This window comes from Synechococcus sp. CCY 0621, assembly GCF_019038465.1.
Classification (GTDB): domain Bacteria; phylum Cyanobacteriota; class Cyanobacteriia; order PCC-6307; family Cyanobiaceae; genus Cyanobium.
In genome coordinates, this window is the sequence record NZ_JAFKRH010000042.1 from 65039 (window position 1) to 82079 (window position 17041).

At 65.1% G+C, this 17041-nt stretch carries 18 protein-coding genes and 1 tRNA gene; 13 read left to right on the forward strand and 6 right to left on the reverse strand.

The genetic code is table 11. The features are described 5' to 3' along the window. Positions 1-92: 92 nt before the first annotated feature. The 3 genes from KUG43_RS14330 (at position 93) to KUG43_RS14340 (ending at position 1807) form a co-directional block, all read left to right on the forward strand. A complete protein-coding gene (locus tag KUG43_RS14330) occupies positions 93-707 on the forward strand; it encodes a hypothetical protein (RefSeq protein WP_216910140.1) in 615 nt (204 codons plus the stop codon). Positions 708-826: 119 nt separating this feature from the next. Then, positions 827-898: transfer RNA gene (locus tag KUG43_RS14335), tRNA-Val, on the forward strand. A gap of 135 nt (positions 899-1033) precedes the next feature. Beyond that, complete coding sequence (locus tag KUG43_RS14340) at positions 1034-1807, forward strand: helix-turn-helix domain-containing protein (RefSeq protein WP_216910142.1); 774 nt, start codon at positions 1034-1036, stop codon at positions 1805-1807. Here KUG43_RS14340 and KUG43_RS14345 read toward each other — a convergent pair. Continuing rightward, positions 1782-3416 (reverse strand): Ppx/GppA phosphatase family protein, encoded by a 1635-nt coding sequence (locus tag KUG43_RS14345; protein WP_216910144.1) that lies wholly within the window; start codon positions 3414-3416, stop codon positions 1782-1784. The two genes, KUG43_RS14340 and KUG43_RS14345, sit on opposite strands and share 26 nt — an antisense overlap. Positions 3417-3544: 128 nt before the next feature. Here KUG43_RS14345 and KUG43_RS14350 point away from each other — a divergent pair, with 128 nt between their 5' ends. Together KUG43_RS14350 and KUG43_RS14355 are read left to right on the forward strand one after the other, a co-directional pair. Next, complete coding sequence (locus tag KUG43_RS14350) at positions 3545-4438, forward strand: 4-hydroxybenzoate polyprenyltransferase (protein WP_216910146.1); 894 nt, start codon at positions 3545-3547, stop codon at positions 4436-4438. 6 nt (positions 4439-4444) lie between these two features. Then, positions 4445-5392, forward strand: coding sequence for a S66 peptidase family protein (locus KUG43_RS14355; protein WP_216910148.1), 948 nt, complete (start codon positions 4445-4447; stop codon positions 5390-5392). Here KUG43_RS14355 and KUG43_RS14360 read toward each other — a convergent pair. Further along, the gene (locus KUG43_RS14360) at positions 5379-6449 is read right to left on the reverse strand and encodes a CpcT/CpeT family chromophore lyase (protein ID WP_216910150.1); all 1071 of its coding nucleotides are present in this window, start codon (positions 6447-6449) and stop codon (positions 5379-5381) included. The two genes, KUG43_RS14355 and KUG43_RS14360, sit on opposite strands and share 14 nt — an antisense overlap. A gap of 8 nt (positions 6450-6457) precedes the next feature. Further along, positions 6458-7207, reverse strand: coding sequence for a 2-C-methyl-D-erythritol 4-phosphate cytidylyltransferase (gene ispD / locus KUG43_RS14365; protein ID WP_286194817.1), 750 nt, complete (start codon positions 7205-7207; stop codon positions 6458-6460). 37 nt (positions 7208-7244) lie between these two features. Between ispD and KUG43_RS14370 the strand changes: the two genes are divergently transcribed. Genes KUG43_RS14370 through fabG form a run of 3 tightly spaced genes read left to right on the forward strand, consistent with a single transcriptional unit; the run spans position 7245 to position 10014 of the window. Further along, positions 7245-8087: a glycosyltransferase family 9 protein gene (locus KUG43_RS14370; protein ID WP_216910152.1), complete on the forward strand. Its 843-nt coding sequence runs from the start codon at positions 7245-7247 to the stop codon at positions 8085-8087. Between the two features lie 9 nt (positions 8088-8096). Next, positions 8097-9221: a potassium channel family protein gene (locus KUG43_RS14375; RefSeq protein WP_216910154.1), complete on the forward strand. Its 1125-nt coding sequence runs from the start codon at positions 8097-8099 to the stop codon at positions 9219-9221. Positions 9222-9261: 40 nt separating this feature from the next. Continuing rightward, positions 9262-10014, forward strand: a complete 753-nt coding sequence (gene fabG / locus KUG43_RS14380; protein ID WP_216910156.1) for a 3-oxoacyl-[acyl-carrier-protein] reductase — start codon at positions 9262-9264, stop codon at positions 10012-10014. Positions 10015-10266: 252 nt separating this feature from the next. Here fabG and KUG43_RS14385 read toward each other — a convergent pair whose 3' ends face one another. Next, the gene (locus KUG43_RS14385; protein ID WP_216910158.1) at positions 10267-10845 is read right to left on the reverse strand and encodes a hypothetical protein; all 579 of its coding nucleotides are present in this window, start codon (positions 10843-10845) and stop codon (positions 10267-10269) included. Next, positions 10838-11551 (reverse strand): hypothetical protein, encoded by a 714-nt coding sequence (locus tag KUG43_RS14390; RefSeq protein WP_216910160.1) that lies wholly within the window; start codon positions 11549-11551, stop codon positions 10838-10840. Before KUG43_RS14390 ends, KUG43_RS14385 begins: the two co-directional genes overlap by 8 nt. A 758-nt stretch (positions 11552-12309) precedes the next feature. On the opposite strand from KUG43_RS14390, the gene KUG43_RS14395 reads away from it, so the two are divergent. From KUG43_RS14395 to KUG43_RS14415, 5 genes are read left to right on the forward strand one after another with little or no spacing between them, the layout of a single operon-like run. After that, positions 12310-13302, forward strand: coding sequence for an NAD-dependent epimerase/dehydratase family protein (locus KUG43_RS14395; RefSeq protein ID WP_286194818.1), 993 nt, complete (start codon positions 12310-12312; stop codon positions 13300-13302). 43 nt (positions 13303-13345) lie between these two features. Next, positions 13346-14515, forward strand: a complete 1170-nt coding sequence (locus tag KUG43_RS14400; RefSeq protein ID WP_216910164.1) for a DegT/DnrJ/EryC1/StrS family aminotransferase — start codon at positions 13346-13348, stop codon at positions 14513-14515. A gap of 6 nt (positions 14516-14521) precedes the next feature. Continuing rightward, complete coding sequence (locus KUG43_RS14405; RefSeq protein ID WP_216910166.1) at positions 14522-15511, forward strand: glycosyltransferase; 990 nt, start codon at positions 14522-14524, stop codon at positions 15509-15511. Positions 15512-15558: 47 nt separating this feature from the next. After that, a complete protein-coding gene (locus KUG43_RS14410; RefSeq protein WP_216910168.1) occupies positions 15559-15972 on the forward strand; it encodes a hypothetical protein in 414 nt (137 codons plus the stop codon). Continuing rightward, complete coding sequence (locus KUG43_RS14415) at positions 15962-16690, forward strand: class I SAM-dependent methyltransferase (protein ID WP_216910170.1); 729 nt, start codon at positions 15962-15964, stop codon at positions 16688-16690. The genes KUG43_RS14410 and KUG43_RS14415 overlap by 11 nt, the downstream gene beginning before the upstream one ends. 88 nt (positions 16691-16778) lie before the next feature. Here the strand turns inward: KUG43_RS14415 and KUG43_RS14420 are convergent, their stop codons facing one another. After that, complete coding sequence (locus KUG43_RS14420) at positions 16779-17021, reverse strand: hypothetical protein (protein ID WP_216910237.1); 243 nt, start codon at positions 17019-17021, stop codon at positions 16779-16781. Between the last annotated feature and the right edge of the window lie 20 nt (positions 17022-17041).

The window sequence follows — 17041 nt, forward strand, 5'->3', positions numbered from 1 at the left end:
AAGATGGCAACAATGGTTGCACTGTTCGTCTGAGCGGAGTTCCGAGGGCGATGGCCAGTCCCTGTCGTAGCCGACACCGGCGGCTCTTCCCGGTGCTGCTGAGCGTGACCCTGGTGGGAGGCGGCTGTCAGTTCACGGGGGTGAGTGAGGCCGGCCGGGAGCGCTGCCGCAGGCTGGGTGCCGACGCTGGCCATCCCCTGGCGGCAGCCCTGAGCTACGTCCGCTGCCTGCCCAACGCTGATGCCACCCTGGCGGCCGAGAAGGCGGCCGAGAAGGCCGCCACGGCCCGACGGGCGGCCCTGGAGGCCTGCCGCAGGCGGCAGGGGACGATCACCAACTTGATGGCGTCGCTGCGTCAGGCCGAGCAGGAACTGGCCGCGGCGCGCAGCAGCCCGTTCAGCCCCTCGGTGGCTCCACCCCAGCCCCTGGATGCCGGCAAGGAATCCCGCTATCGCCCCGAAGACCAGCGGCTCGACCGGGACCGGTACGAGGCCGCCCTCGCGGCCTGGGAACAGCAGGTGGCCTCCCAGCGGTTCCAGTGGCGCCAGCAGCGCGCCGAGCGCATCGAGGCTGCCCAGGGACGTCTTGACCGGGACGCCCAGGCCCTCAGGCAGCTCAAGCCCGATCTTTTCAACGGTCCCGCCAGCATCGAGTTCGACCCAACGGCACTCAAAAAGGTGAGCGCCGGCTGCGACGGGGCCAGCTGAGGGGATTTGACAGTGTGATCGGCGACCGTGTAGGAGGGTTCAGGCCGTTGGGCCTGGTCGAAACCTCTGCCGTGGAAAGACCTTCTTTCAGGCGATGCCGAGGTGCCGACAGCAACGATGGGCGATTAGCACAGCGGTAGCGCACTTCCTTCACACGGAAGGGGTCACTGGTTCGAATCCAGTATCGCCCATGTCTTCTTTCCAGCCTTTCGGCTTGTAGCGTCCTCCTACGCGAATGGCTGGTCGTCCCCTGGACCGCTCGTCATACTGCTGGCGACGCAGCGCTTCAGGAGTCCCTGCCCTTGTTCGAATCTCCTGCCGCGACCATGGCCGCAGACGACTGGAGCGCACCGATCCCGCAGCTCGTCCAACTGGGCGAAAAGCTCGGCCAGGCCCGCCGCAACCAGGGCCTCAGTCTGGAGGAACTGGCCGACCGGCTACGGCTGGGCAGCGAACAGCTGACGGCCCTTGAGGCCGGGGACCACACCCACCTGCCGGAAGCGGTGTTCGTGGTGGCCCAGGCGAAGCGGGTGGCCGGCGCCCTGGGGATCGACGTAAGCCAGCAGATCAGTGATCTGCAGGGGAGCCGCCTGATGCGTGCCAAGGGCCACCCGGCCCCCGTCGCGCCCCTGCAGCGACGCCCCTCCATCGCCCCCGCCCGCCAGGGCCGCTCCCTCGGCTGGCTGGGGGGGGCCCTGCTGCTGCTGGGCGGCGGCGGCCTTGCGGTGGCCGCGCTGCAGGGCAAGGTCTTTGCCCCGCAGACAGCTCGACCCCCATCACCACCGGCCGCAACCACCAGCCCGGGTGAGGCTTCTGGCCAGGCCGTGGTCGCTGGGGCGCCGTCCCGGCCGGCGGCGGAGGTGCTGGTGCTGCAGAGCAGCCAGCCCAGCTGGCTGGAGGTCCGCAATGCGGCCGGGGTGACCCTGTTCCGCGGCACCTTCACCGGCGAGAAGCGTTTCCCCATGGGACAGGGCCTCAGGGTTCTGGCCGGTCGGCCCGACCTGGTGACGGCCACGGCCGGCAGCCAGGCCCCCCGCTCCCTGGGACGGATCGATCAGGTGGTGTGGCGCAGCTTCATGGCGACGCCTGCCGCACCGTGAGCCTCAGGCCCGTGGCCTCCAGCACCAGATCGGCGCAGGAGCGGAGACTCCATTCCTCCAGGCTCAGATCCTGGGGGGTGTCACCGGGCTGCGGCGCATGCGGCTGCAGGCTGATTGTGAAGCCCCGGGTCTGAGCGGTCCGCTCGGCGTCCGCCGAGACGCTGATCGCCTCGATACCGGGGGCGGGTCTGCGGTCAAGGGCGGCCGCCAGCCGCAGCAACAGGGCCATCGTGAACACGATGTGGCGGTGCTGCCCGGCCTCGATCAGCTGCCACGACTCGTGGCGCTTCTTGGGCAGGCTGCGCCGGTGGTAGCGGGCGATCGCCGCCACCATCAGGTGCTCGGCCTCGGAGTAACCGAGCAGCTCCCCGTGGCGGATCAGATACCAGGTGTGCTTGTGGTAAGCGGCGATGTTGACGTGCTTGCCACAGGCATGGAGCTGGGCCGCTGCCCACAGCAGGGCCCGGCCTTCGCCGTCGTCATCGTGCAGCAGGCCCCGGGTCTGGTCGTAGAGGCTGAGGGCATGGCTGGCCACCCGGTCGGCCCGGCCCGTGTCCACCCCGTAGGTGCGGGCCAGATGCAGGACCGTGCGGCGACGGATCGTGCTCTGGAAGCTGAAGCGATCGACGAGCAGGCCGTTGCGCAGCATCCAGTCGACGATCAGACCTTCCCGCAGGGCCCGCTCACAGACCACCAGCTCCCGGACCTGGAGGATCTCCATGGTGGTCTGGAGGATCAGGGCGCCGGGAACGATGATCTCGGCCCGGCGCTCGTTGATGGCGGTGAGGGCGCGGCGCTGCTCCGGCGTCATCGCCATCAGCCGCTCGACGATCTCATCGAGGCGGGCCCGGCCGAGGCGGTAGCCGTCGAGCTTCAGGGGCGGGTTGGGATCCTGGGCGGAGGCCAGGGCCGCCATCGCCATGGCGGTGCCGCTGGTGGCCACCAGCACGGGCTTCTCCCCCGGCCGCAATTCCCGTTTCACCTCGGCGACGGCCGGATCCATCGCCCCCTGGATGTAGGCCTCGAGAAAGCCGCGGCGGGCCGGCGTCAGGGGGTCCTCCCGGCAGAACTCCCGCTGCAGCCGCACCGCACCGATGCGGGTGCTGGTGAGGGCGCGGGCATCGCGGCCATCGGCAAGCACCAGCTCGGTGGAACCGCCGCCGATATCGAGGATGTAATAGGGCTGGTCGCCGAAGGAAAGACCCGAAAGCACCCCCAGGTAGATGAGTCGGGCCTCCTCCGGCCCGCTGACCAGATCCACCACCAGCCCCAGCTGGTCCTGGAGTCCCTGCAGGAACGAGCGGCCGTTCGGAGCTTCCCGCACGGCACTGGTGGCGGCGGTGACGATCTGCTCCACCCCGTGGCTGGTGGCCAGATCGCGGCAATGGCGCAGGGTCAGGAAGGCACGCTCGATCGCCTCGGGCGTGAGGTCGCCGGAATCCGGATCCCTCTCCCCCAGCCGGGTGGTGGATTTCTCCGCCAGCACCACCGAGAAGCTGCGCAGGACCGGGTCGATCGCCGCGACCAGCAGGTGAATGGAATTGGTGCCGATGTCGATGGCCGCCACCCGCCGTTCCGCGGTACCGGCGGTGTCGGGGATCGGGGGCATGGGGGTCGGCCCGGGCAGCGGCGGCGCCACTTTGCCACCGGCCGCCCCATCGCCAGCGGGCAGGAACGCCGTCGTCAGGAGTTGGATAGGGTGCCGGGAACCAACCGTTACGAGCGGTGAACGTCCCGATGGCCCCAGGCCGTGTCCAGGCCTGGCTGGAGCTGCTGCGCTGGCACAAGCCCAGTGGCAGGCTGATCCTCCTGATTCCCGCCGGCTGGGCCCTGTGGCTGGGTCCCGCCGTGCCACCTCCGGCCCTGCTGGTGGCCTGGATCGTGCTTGGGGGTCTGGCGGTGAGCGGCGCCGGCTGCGTGGCCAACGACCTCTGGGACCGGCGCATCGATCCCCTGGTGGAGCGCACCCGCCACCGGCCCCTGGCCGATGGCCGCCTCGGGGTCGGCACCGCGACCGTCCTGCTGCTCCTCTGCCTGGTGCTGGCCCTGGCGGCCCTGCTGGCCCTGCCCGCCGCCAGCCGGGTGCTGTGCGTGGGGCTGGCCCTGGCCACGTTGCCCCTGGTGCTGCTCTATCCCTCCGCCAAGCGCTGGTTCGCCTATCCCCAGCTGGTGCTGGCCCTGTGCTGGGGTTTCGCCGTGCTGATTCCCTGGGCGGCCGCCCAGGGGGGCCTGCGAGGTGCCCTGGGGGGCTGGCCCCTGCTGCTCACCTGGCTGGCGGCGGTGAGCTGGACCTTCGGCTTCGACACCGTCTACGCCATGAGCGACCGGGACGACGATCGGCGCCTCGGGGTGCGCAGCAGTGCCCTGAGCCTGGGGGCCCAGGCGCCCCTGGCGGTGGCCCTCTGCTACGGGCTCACCTGCGCGGCCCTGGCTCTGGCCGTGCTGCTGCAGGGCCGGGCCGGGCTGCCGTTCTGGCTGCCCTGGGCCGTCGCCAGCCTGGCGATGCAGCAGCAGGCGGCCCGGCTGCGTCGCCCCGACCTGCCCCGCAGCGCCTACGGCCGGCACTTCGCCGCCCAGGTGTGGCTCGGGGGTCTGCTGCTGCTGGCCGTGATCCTCTCCACCAGCACCTGATCCGCCATGAACGCCGGACTGCCGCACCTCCAACCCCCTGCCCTGCAGGCGGGCGACCGGGTACGACTGGTGGCCGCCAGCTCCGCCCTGGGTGATCTCGAGCGGCTGCAGGCGGGCCTGGCGGTGCTGACCAGCTGGGGCCTGGAGCTGGATGACGATCCCACCCGGCTGCCGGCGCGCCGCTGGGGCTACCTGGCGGGCCGGGACGCCGAGCGGGCCGGCGATCTGCGGCCCAGCGGCGACCCGGAGAGCGCACCGGCCCTGCTGGCCTGCGTGCGGGGGGGCTGGGGGTCGGCCCGGCTGCTGGAGCGCCCGCTGGAGACGGCAGGTGGCTGGCTGCTGGGGTTCTCCGATGTGACCTCCCTGCTGTGGCACCGGCTGGCAATGGGCCGCGGGGGCGCCATCCATGGCCCCCTGCTCACCACCCTGGCGGCCGAACCGGCCTGGAGCCAGGAGCGGCTGCGGGCCCTGCTGTTCGGTGAGCCGCTGGGCGACCTGGACGGGGAGAGCTGGGTTGGCGGCCAGGCCGAGGGCCCGCTGCTGGCCGCCAACCTCACGGTGGCGACCCACCTGCTGGGCACGCCGCACCTGCCGGATCTGGACGGGGCGATCCTGGTTCTCGAAGACGTGGGGGAAGCGCCCTACCGCCTCGAGCGGATGCTCACCCACTGGCGCCTCTGCGGTGCCCTGCAACGGCTGGGGGGCATCGGCTTCGGCAGCTTCGAGGGCTGCGACGACCCCGGGGAGGCCGACGGCGACTCGCCCCGGTTCAGCCTGGAGCAGGTGCTGCGGGAGCGGACCGCCGATCTGGGCATCCCGGTGCTGGCCGGCCTGCCGGTGGGCCACGGCCATGTCAATGCCGCCCTGCCCCTGGGGGTGCGCGCCCGGCTCGACGGCGACCATGGCCGGCTGAGCGTTGTCGCTGCCGGGCCTGGGTCCGTCAAGTGCCGGTGAGCTTCTCCTCGTCGATGATGGTGCGACCCACCAGCTGACCATCCTTCAGCAGCTGGCTCAACCGCCAGCGGCGGCGGCCGTCGGGGCTGCAGCTGATGATCTCGTGGATGTCGGGATCACCTGAATCCCGGGCGTGCATCACCAGCAGGCTGCCGGCGGCCGGCTGCTCGCCCGGCAGGTCCATCGCCCAGCCCTGGTAGCGGTCGCTGGCGAACCACACCCGGCCGGAATGGATCTCGCCATGGGCCTCGAAGCGGCGCAGCGGGGCGTCCTCCGGACCATGGAGGTTGCTCTGGTGGTAACGCCAGCGGCCTCCCTCCTGGAACACCCGGATGGTGATCGTGCTTGGGAAGCTCTCGAGCAGCCCTCCCGCGGCGTCGTAACGCCGGAAGCGGCCCCGCCAGACGCCCTGTTGCTCCACCAGGGCGGGCAGATCGTCCCCGATGGGACCCTCCACCCGATCGAACAGCAGCCAGCTGAAGCCGTCGACCTCGCCCCGCACCGAGCCATCGGCCAACCGCAGGCTGCGGTCCCGGTACCAGAGCTGGTCGGGATGGAGGAGCATTTCGAACTCGGCGCAGACCTCGCCGTCCTCAGGATGGCGGTAGCGGCAGGCCCCGGGATCCATGCGGGCGCGGAAGCGGTCGAAGGCCGGCTCCGCCTCGAAGAACAGGTCGCAACCCGGATGGCGGTCGAAGGCCTCCGGTCCCAGGGTCTGGACCTGGGCTGCCGCCAGCACCGGGCGGTCGTAGGTGGGCCCGCCCCGGAAGAACAGCTGCTCGGCCCGGACGCTGCCGCGCTGCGGATCCAGCCCGAGCACCACCACCCGCTGGCGGTGGGCCAGCTGCGGGGCGCTGGCGCGGAACTCCTGCAAGTAGAGCACCAGCGCGCCGAGTTGGGGGGCCTGCAGCCGCTCCACCTCCATGGTGCGCAGCTCGCGGGTGAGCTCGGGCGCCTCCGGACCGCCCCTGGCCACCGTGGCGGCCACCTGGCGCCGGTTGTGGAACGACCCCTGCCAGCGGCAGGCGATCGTCTCGAGCTGGGCAGCGGCGTCCATGGCTGGTCTCAGGTGCCGCGGGACGCCAGCACCGCGCTGGCGATCGTGAGATCGAAGCGGGTGGTGAGCTTGATGTTGGACGGCGGCGCCTCCAGCACCCGCACCGGCAGCCCCAGCCGCTCGTAGAGGGCCGCATCGTCGGTGACGCTCCAGCCCTCACGTTCGGCCCGCCCATGGGCCTGGCGCAACTGGGCCACCCCGAACCCCTGGGGCGTCTGGGCCGCCCAGAGGCCGCTGCGTTCGGGGGTGGCGGTGATCAGGCCCCGGCCATCCACCTGCTTGATGGTGTCGGTGACGGGGGTGGCGGCGATGATGCCGGCCCCTTCGCCCATGGCCTCTGTCAGGGCCGTGGCGCAGCGCTCCAGCAGCTCCGGTTCCGCCAGACAGCGGGCGCCGTCATGGATCAGCACCGCCTCGGCATCGGCCGGCAGGGCCTCCAGGCCACGGCGCACCGAGTCCTGGCGGGTGTCCCCGCCGACGATCCAGGCCACCGGTTCAGCCAGGGAGCGGCCCGGCGCGGCCGCGGCCAGGATCGCTGCGATCGCCGCTTCGTCCTCGGGCCGGCCCATCACCCCGATCCAGCGGATCGCGCCGCAGGCCAGGGCGGCATCGAGGGTCCAGGCCAGGACGGGGCGGCCGGCCAGGGGCAGCAGCAGCTTGTTGGTGGCGGCGCCCATGCGGCGCCCGCTGCCGGCGGCGGCGATCAGCAAATGCACAAGCGATGGGCCGCCCGGGCGGAACACTGGAATCCCCTCCATACAATCAGGCCGCCAGGCCCGCCCGACCCAACGCCCGATGCGCGCACTGTTTCTGATCCCGGGCGATGGCGCCAACCAGTTGCAGGCCCTTCCCGCCGTGGCGGCCACCGCCGAGCAACTCCAGTTCCAGATTCAGGTGGCCTGCCATCCGTCGCTGATGGCGCTCTGGAAACTGTTGCCGGCCGTGGAGAAGGTCATCCCCTTCAACTTCGGCGACGCCACCCTGGCAGACTGGGCCAACCTGCTCGGATGCGTGCGGGAGCCCGATTTTCAGGCCTGCATCAACCTGGCCAGCGGCCGCCAGGTGGATCTGATGCTCTCGATGAGCCACATCCCCAACCGCATGGCCGCCGGGGGCTTCTCCGCCACCGAGACCGTGCAGGTGCCCCAGGGTCTCTGGCCCGCCCAGGCCCTGGAGGCCTACCTGCGGCCGATCGGGGTGAGTCTCGATGCCGCCGCCTTCCGCCTCAGCCTGCCGAAGGCCGCCCTCGATGAAGCGGTCGCCACGCTGCCCGCCGGCGACGGGCCGATGCTGCTCCTGGCCCCCTCCGCCAGCCCGGACGACTGGCCGCCTGCGGCCTGGCAGGAGCTGCCCGGACGCATCACCGCCACCCTCCCTGGCCTGCGCTCCCTGCAGGTGCCGCCGGCCGCTTCGGCCCACCTGCCCGACCGGGCCGCCCTGGTGGCCGCCAGCGACGTGGTGCTGGCCAGCGATGCGGTGACCATCGAGCTGGCCCTGCTCAGCGGCACCCCGGTGGTGGCCCTGGGTCGCAGCTGTGACAGCCTGCCGGCCCGCAGCGGAGTACAAGGGCTGGGTTCCCCCGGCCACCTGCGTGACCTCCCCTCCAGCGACGTGCTCAAGGCCCTTGGCCTTGGCTGAGCGGCGCCCATGAGTCGCCTGTGGTTCGCCCGCAGGAAGCGTCCCCCCACAGCCCGGGCACGCCGTCCCTGGGTCACCCCCCTGATCGCCCTGATCGTGGTGGTCAACGCCAGCGCCATCGGCTATCGGATCACCGAAGGCTGGGACTGGGGCGATTGCTACTGGATGGTGGCCATCACCATCGCCACGATCGGCTATGGCGAGGTTCATCCCCTTTCCAGCGCCGGACGAATCATCACCGTGTTCTCCCTCGCTGGAGGCCTCGTGGTGGTCCAGCTCACCATCCAGAACCTGGTGGGCCTCTCCGAAACCGGCTATTTCCGGCGCCTGCGGGAGCGCCGATTCCGCACCTGGGTCCAAAGCATGAACAACCACGTGATTCTCTGCGGCTACGGCCGCATCGGCCAGGAGATCGCCGACCAGCTGATCCGGGAGAAGGTCCCCCTGCTGGTGGTGGAGATGGACGCGGGCTGCCGCGATGAGGCGGAGGAGCGGGGGCTGCCGGTTCTGTTCGCCGACGCCACCCTCGATGAAACCCTGCTCGAGGCGGGCATCCACCACTGCCGCAGCCTGGTGGCGGCCCTGCCGAGCAACGCGGCCAACCTCTATGTGGTGCTGAGCGCCCGGGGACTGGCCCCCCGCTGCCGCCTGATCGCCCGCTCCGACAGCGCCGAAGCGGGACGCAAGCTGCGCCTCGCCGGAGCCGACCAGGTGGTGAGCCCCTACGTGGCAGGGGGCCGGGTGATGGCCGCCACCGCCCTGAGGCCGCTGGCCGTTGACTTCATGGAGCTGCTGGCTGGCTCCGATTGCGAAGTGGAGGAATTCCAGCTCAGCGACGACAGCTCCAGGCTGGGGGAGCTGCTGGGCCGCAGTCTGGCGGAGATCCAGTTCGGCCGCCGCAGCGGCGCCCAGGTGCTGGCCATCCGCACCCCGGCACCGGCGGTGGTCAATCCCTACTCCTACCGGGGCACCACCTACGGCACGCCGGAGGCCACCCTGGTCACCAACCCCGGCGGCGACATCCGGCTGGAGGCCGGCCAGCTGCTGGTGGTGATGGGCAGCAAGGAACAGCTGCAGCGCTTCGCCGAGGTGCTTGGCCCAGCCCTGGAGAGTTCCGACCAGATGGCCGAGTGAGGCGACAGGCATACGATCGCCTCACCCTGCCTCCGCCGCCATGTCCAGCGCCGCTCCCCTCTCCGGTCAGGTCGCCCTGGTGACCGGTGCCAGCCGGGGGATCGGCCGGGCCATCGCCGAGTCCCTGGCGCTGGCGGGAGCCACGGTGGTGGTGAACTACGCCCGCTCGCCCGAAGCCGCCGAGGAGGTGGTGGCCACGATCAAGGCGGACGGCGGCCAGGCCTGGAGCCACCAGGCGGATGTAGCCGACGAGCAGGCCGTGGAGGCGATGGTGAAGGCGGTGCTGGAGAAGGAAGGGCGTCTGGATGTGCTGGTCAACAACGCCGGCATCACCCGTGACGGCCTGCTGATGCGGATGAAGACCGCCGACTGGCAGAGCGTGATCGACCTCAACCTGACCGGCGTCTTCCTCTGCACCCGCGCCGTCAGCCGCAGCATGCTCAAGGCCCGCAGCGGCCGGATCATCAACATCACCTCGGTGGTGGCCCTGATGGGCAACCCGGGCCAGGCCAACTACAGCGCCGCCAAGGCCGGAGTCATCGGCCTCACCCGCAGCACCGCCGCCGAGTTCGCCAGCCGCGGCCTCACGGTGAACGCGGTGGCCCCCGGCTTCATCGACAGCGACATGACCAAAGATCTCGACAAGGAACCGATCCTGGCGGCCATCCCCCTCGGCCGCATGGGCCAACCGGAGGAGGTCGCCGGTGCGGTGCGTTTCCTGGCGGCCGATCCGGCGGCGGCCTACATCACCGGCCAGGTGCTGCAGGTGGACGGCGGCATGGTGATGCGCTAGCGACGGGTCACCGTGCCGCAACAGGACTTCGCCAGGCCTTGGCCAAGCCTGAACCTGGAGCAGCGCTGACAAGCTTTGCCCGGGCAGACCATCCACTGGTTAAAACATCAATTCGCGCAGTTGCCAAAAACCTTCTCCAGAACCCCTGCAGAGATTCATTGTGGCGGCAACCCCATTGGTGCTGGCAGCTCCAGTGGGAACTGCAGCCATCCGTGAAGGAAGGGGAAATCTAATCCTGGAGTCACCCCTGAATCAGTTTCGGGCTACAGACGGGATGGCTCTGCGCTGAAAACGATGGCTTGTCAGCAACATCATCAGAGCTCCAGCGTAGAATGGAATAAACAAGAACTCTATCGCAAGCTCGCTGAATGCGCTGATTGCCGCATAGTTGTTGAGACCATTATAATGCAAATGTGGGAATAGGATCGAGATCATTGACGCTGCGACAAGAATCCATACAAGAGCGTATTGGCGTGGATTCAAGGTAGCGCGGCGATCCACCATGCTGAGCAGGAGGAACAAACCAGGAAGCATATAGATATGCTTGTAATCATAGGAGATTGTCAATATGTAGCATCCCAGCCACGTCCAGCTGGTGATCAGGAAGAAGGTCTGCGAAAATCGATCGAAAAAGCCATCACCGAGTTCCTGAAAGTGATGCTGTAGAACCAAATGCAATCTCAGCCTAACTGCGAGAACTGCACCGACCACAAGCGCGAGCAGCTTCGAAATGGTCAATCCTCGTATCACCCAGCGCGCAGAACCAACACCAATCTGCTGTATAAGAGAGACGTTAATATAGCCGATCGCTTTCAGCCCGAAGCTATTCATGCCCCCCCTCACCATTCGGCATAGGCGAGGCAAACATCCAAGGCAGTGACAGGGCAAGTCCGACCACGCAACCCAAAAGAACCGCCGCCTTCACCGCTCGACTTACCCTCCAGCCGTGGCTCTTGGCAACCTGCCCAAACGCGAGCCAACCAACAAAGCCGGCCGCTGGATAAAGCTTGAGAGAAACGACAAGCAAGGACAACAAAGCGGAAGGAAGCCATGAGGCATGGTTCTTCATGCAGATGCAGGCCGTTGTGGCAGTGAGCAACAGGAATATTAGACTATCGATATTACCTCGTTCGAGCACAAGTTGCACAGGGAAGCTCACCAGAATTATGGATAACCAAAGCGGCCATGCCCTGGCTGACCGGAGAAAGATTTTGGAGACACCCAGGAGAACGATGACAAACGCAACTCCGCTGAAAACCGCCAACGCTGCGCTCTGTCGAGAAGGAAACTGCAGCCAGCGGAGCAACCAAGTCGCCATTGGCGGATAGCCACTGTCTGGGTAACCACCACCATGCGTGCCGTACCCATAGGTTGCACAGCTTGCAGCAGCAGACTGATAAATAGTCTGAAGTTTAGTTCCACATTCTCCAATCACCGTAATCCATTTCAAGTCTGCGAAAGCAGGTTGCATCCGCATCTCTCTAAGAATCAAAAACGATTCTTTTGGATGATCACCATCTATCGCGTATCCGATCAAGGATGATCCCAGATACCACAGACACCCAACCAAGAGACCATAGGCAGCAATCGAGGGCAGCTTGCTGCAAAGTCTGCTCTGTGGGCTCACTCGGCGTAGCGGCATTGCCGATGTTTGATGAGTTTCTACGATAGCCTTGTGGACCTATTGTGCAAACCGACCGAAATGGTCCATATTTCTTCGTGGTGCCCTGTCTTTCAGTCTGACTGTTCCTGTGAGGGGAGAGAGGCACTAGGTGTGCTTTGCCACCAGATTGAATGGCTCAGTCAGCTCACTGATCACCGGAACCAATCAACATCTGCCCACAAGTGTCAGAGGATACCGGAAGTGGTGCTTCCAGACCAAGCTTCCGCGTCAATCAGCCGCCTACCCACCAGGCACACGAGCCCTGGAAGGCAGCCGCTAAGGCGGTCGCCTGCTGGCGGCTCAAGAAGCATGCGAACGGATGAAGGGGACTGCCAGAGTTGCCGCGTGCAATGAACGGCTAAGCTCAATGGCAAAATGCCCAAACAGCCTGTATAAAGCCAAGACAAACACGGATGTCAACATGCTGCCCCTGCCCGAGAGCCTGCCCGGCTCAAGCGTCCGGAATCATACGGTGGTCTTGACCTACGTGATTACTTCTTCCCAGGTTAACATTATACGCAATAAGCTCGCAGGTCCACAACAGTTGGCTTCGTAAATATACACTCCTCTTCATGACATCGTCTTCGGTAAGTGCTCCAGTTTACTCAAAGTCTTCGGATCAGGTTGCTGAGTTGACTTCAACCGATGAACTCTGGTCCAGCAAGCGCATCCTCATCACCGGTGGCGCTGGATTCATCGGATCCACTCTCGCACTTCGTCTTGCAGACCTCGGGGCTCAGGTAACGGTGATCGACAGCCTGGTTCCTGAATATGGCGGGAACCTCTTCAACCTGAGGGACTGCGAAGATCGCATCCGCATCAACTACTCCGATATTCGCGATACCTTCTCCCTAAAGCCATTACTGACGGACGTCGACATTCTCTTCAATCTTGCAGGGCAGACCAGTCATATGGACTCGATGAGCGAACCACATACCGATCTCAACATCAACTGTGGCGCCCAACTGAATCTTCTCGAAACCTGTCGACGCCTCAACCCCACCATCCGCATCGTGTTTGCCAGCACGCGGCAAATCTATGGCAAGCCCCACTACCTGCCAGTAGACGAAGACCATCCGATTTCCCCAGTCGACATCAATGGCATACACAAATATGCTGCTGAGCAGTATTATGGCCTCTATCACAGTCTTTACGGAATTCGATCCTGCATCCTCCGGCTCACCAATACCATCGGGCCTCGGATGCGCATCAAGGATGCTCGACAGACCTTCGTAGGAATCTGGATCCGCCGCCTCCTGGAGGACGATCCGATTGAGGTCTGGGGCGGCGAACAGCTCAGGGACTTCAATGATGTCGAAGATGTGGTCGACGCCCTGCTCACCGCAGCCTGGAACGAGAGCAGCTACGGGCAGGTCTTCAACCTGGGCAGTGTGCAGAGAATCAGCCTGCGGGAGTTAGCCGAGCTGATGATCAGCCTCCATGGCGCCGGCGACTTGGTGATCAAGGACTATCCAGAGGAGCGCCGCAAGATCGACATCGGTGACTACTACTCCAGCCATGATAAGTTCAGTGCCATTACGGGCTGGAGACCTAGGATCCCTCTCGACCAGACACTGGAGCGCACCCTCGCCTTCTACCAGTCGCATCGGCCTCACTATCTCTGATCGGATCTCCTCCACGCTCCTGTCCATGGACTCAGTTGCAAGCATGACCCTGCGGGAACGCTGTAATTTCCCGCTGTTGGACTGCCGGCACTACCGCCAGGCCATCAATGACGCAGTCGAGAAGGTCGTTGATTCTGGGCAGACGATCCTTTCGGACGGCGTGCGCGGCTTCGAGGAAGACTTCGCCGCATGGCTCGGCGGCGGACTCTCGGCCGAGCACTGCCTGGGTGTGGGCAATGGCACCGATGCCCTAGAGCTGGCGATGCGCTGCGCCGGAGTGGAGCCAGGCGAAGGTGTGATCGTTCCCTCGTTCACCGCCTATGCCACCGTGGCGGCGATCCTGCGAGTCGGAGCTCACCCCATTTTCGTCGACGTTGAACCAGGACGACCGGTGCTTAGTTTGATGGAGGTGGAACGCCGGGTAGCGGAGAAGGAGACATCCCCCAGGATCCGAGCCGTCATTGCGGTGCATCTGTATGGAGAAGCCTGCGATTTGCACTCCCTGCGCGAACTCTGTAACCGCCACTCCCTTGCCCTCATTGAGGATTGCGCGCAGGCCACAGGAACGATGTATGCAGGACACTCGATCGGCACTTGGGGGGATTTCGCCGCCTTCAGTTTTTACCCCACGAAGAATCTGGCCGCCCTAGGCGATGGGGGCATGCTTGTGATCGGCAAGCAGGCGGAGGCATCTCTTCTGGCAAAGGCCCGACGCATGCGGCTCTACGGTTGGAACGATCGGAGAGAAGCCGTGCAATTTGGTGCGAATAGCCGCCTGGATGAGGTGCAGGCATGGATTCTCAGTGGCAAACTCGCGGATTTGGACGAAAAGATCAAAGCCAGAAGAAGACTCGCACAGAAGTATCGAGAACATCTTTCTTCCTGGGTTGGCGAGATGGGCATCACCCTTCCTGAGGAGGGGATGAACTGGTCACACAGCTATCACCTTTACGTGATCACCGTTGACCCAGCGAAGCGGCAGGAGATTCTGGCCAAGGGCGCTTCCGCTGGTATTCCCTATGCGGTTCATTACCCGCTTGCCTGCCACCAACATTCCTACATCGCTCAACAGCCTGGAGGTCTGCAACATCCTCTGCCCCACAGCGAACGCTTGGCCGACAGTGTTCTTTCTCTACCTTTGAACCCCTACCTCACGGACGAAGATGTCCATACGGTGAGCAGGCATCTGCATTCCGTCCTTGCAGACCTGTAAGTTGCGATGACAACACCTCCCCGCATCGCCTTAAGCCTGATCATTCCAATTTACAGGAGCGCCTCCATCATTGAGCGCCTGGTTACGCGCCTTGAGGCGCTTGATTTTGCGCAACCATGGCAGGTCATCTTCGTCGATGATGGTAGTCCGGATCAGAGCTATACCCTGCTCAGGCACAGACTTAGTTCGTCACCTCTAGCAGCCCTGGTCGTACGTCACACCCGCAACTTCGGCGAACATCAAGCGGTCCTCACCGGCTATCGTCATGCCGAGGGAGAGTATTTCATCAACATTGACGATGATCTGCAGAATCCTCCTGAAGAAGCTCTTCGCTTGCTAGAACATGCACGCGCGAATGAACTTGACGTTGTCTACGGCAACTATATCGTCAAGAAGCACAATCTATTCCGCAATGCTGGCAGCAGCTTCGCTAATCTTACCGCCCGCCTGCTGCTTGATCTGCCGGACTCTTACTATCTCTCAAGCTTCCGCTGCGTGAGCCGACTGATCGGCAAGAAAGTCGCAGAGAATCATAGTCCCTATGTCTATATTGATGGCCTGCTTTCCCAATCGACCAATCTGATCGGCAGCCTGGATGTGCGCCATGATTCACGGGATGACGGCACAAGTGGCTACAACCTTCGCCGACTGATTCGACTCTGGCTGGTGATTCTTACCAGCTTTTCGTTAATGCCGCTTCGCTTTGCCACCCTTGTGGGCCTAGGGACCGCTGCACTTGGTGGGCTGAGTATCCTGTACATCCTCGTCAGGGCCGCCTTCGGCGCGGTGGAGGTGGTGGGTTGGCCGTCGGTGATCTCCGCAATTCTCTTCTTCGGCGGCATTCAGTGCCTGCTATTGGGTGTGATGGGGGAGTACATTGGCCGCGTTTATCTTACGGTGTATGGCAAACCACAGGCCCATATCCGCTCGGTGGAATGGTGCGGCAGTCTCGCAGTGCCTCTGAATCGGCAGCCGTCCCGATCCACGGAAGCCTGATGAACCGGGTTCCCCGGATGCGAAAGATCCCCCTTCTTCGCTTCACCGTGGTGCGCTTCGGCATCGTGGCTTTGCTTGGGGAGGGCCTGTACTTTCTTCTCTACGGCCTGTTCCTGACCCTCACTGGCAGCACCTCTTCCACCCTCGCCATCGCCGGGGGCATCTGCATTCTCGTCAACGCCTATTCCCACTCCCGGCTCACCTTCCGGGTGCGGTTCAGCAAGCGACTGCTGCTGGGCTACATGCAGATCCAACTGTTCGGGTTCGGTCTGGCTTTCTTCAGTGGTCTGGCCCTTGAGCAAGCGGGCACCGGCAAGTGGTGGATCGCCCTGGTCACCTATGCACTCTGGAGCACGGCCTCCTTTATTCTTACCAGGGTGTTGTACAGGACCCAAGGCGACCGGCCAACATCAGATCTTGCCAACCATCCTCAAGATACGGTGAACCCCCATGCAGATTGATGAGTACCGGAAGCTTGCCGAAACGGAAGATGGCATGTGGTATTTCCATGCTCTCAATCAGCGCATGCTTCTTCCCTTACATCCTTGGCGAGGCAAACCGGCTCGCGTTCTCGACGCCGGTTGTGGGACGGGCGGGCTGATTCGGACCCTCTCCAACCAAGAACCCCAATGGACCATCACCGGGCTCGACTTTTCGCCGATCGCCTGCTCCCTGGCCCGTGAGAGCACATCAGCCGAGACGGTGGAAGGTTCCATCACGGATCTTCCCTTTCCTGGGGCGAGCTTCGACATCATTACCTGCGCTGATGTCCTCTCCCAGGTACCGGACGGAGCGATGGCTCTGCAGGAATTCGAGCGCGTTCTGAGGCCGGGCGGTGTTGTGGTGATCAACGTGGCCGCCTATGGCTGGATGTGGTCCTACCACGACCAGACTTGCGAAACACACCATCGCTACCGCAGGAGTGAACTGCTGCGCATGGTGCGAGCCTGCGGCCTGCGGCCTCTCCAGGCAAGTTACGCCAATATGTTTATTTTCCCGCTTATCATTGCCCGCAGAAAACTGTTCCCCCCCAGAGACGCTACAAGCGACGTGCAGACCTATTCGCCTGCAGTGGAGAGCTTTTGTGGTGCAATGGCTGGGCTGGAGCATGCCTGGCTCCGCCGGGGTGGATCTTTCCCGACCGGTTGCTCAGTCTTCCTGGCCGCTAGCAAGTCCTGACGAGATGTCGTTCGGGGCCGGGGAGATTGGCAGATGCCGGAGCCCATTTATGCACGCCAGCTCCGTTCAAGCCTTGGCGAAGGGCTGATCAGGATTCCGGTGCCAGGGGCTGGCCGAGGTCTTCCCGCAACTTACGGATGCGCTGCAGCAGGCGCAGGCGGCGGCTGCGGGCCGTGAGGGTGAGGAACAGCCGGATCGGCACATAGACCAGGGCCATCAGCAGGCCGAGGGCGGCGATCAGCAGAAACACCATGCCATCGGCACTGGTACTGGGTGCCAGGGCCGACTCGGTGGCCGCACTGTCGAGGGTCTGCTGCAGCAGGTCTTCCATGCTGTGAAGGTACCTCCTGC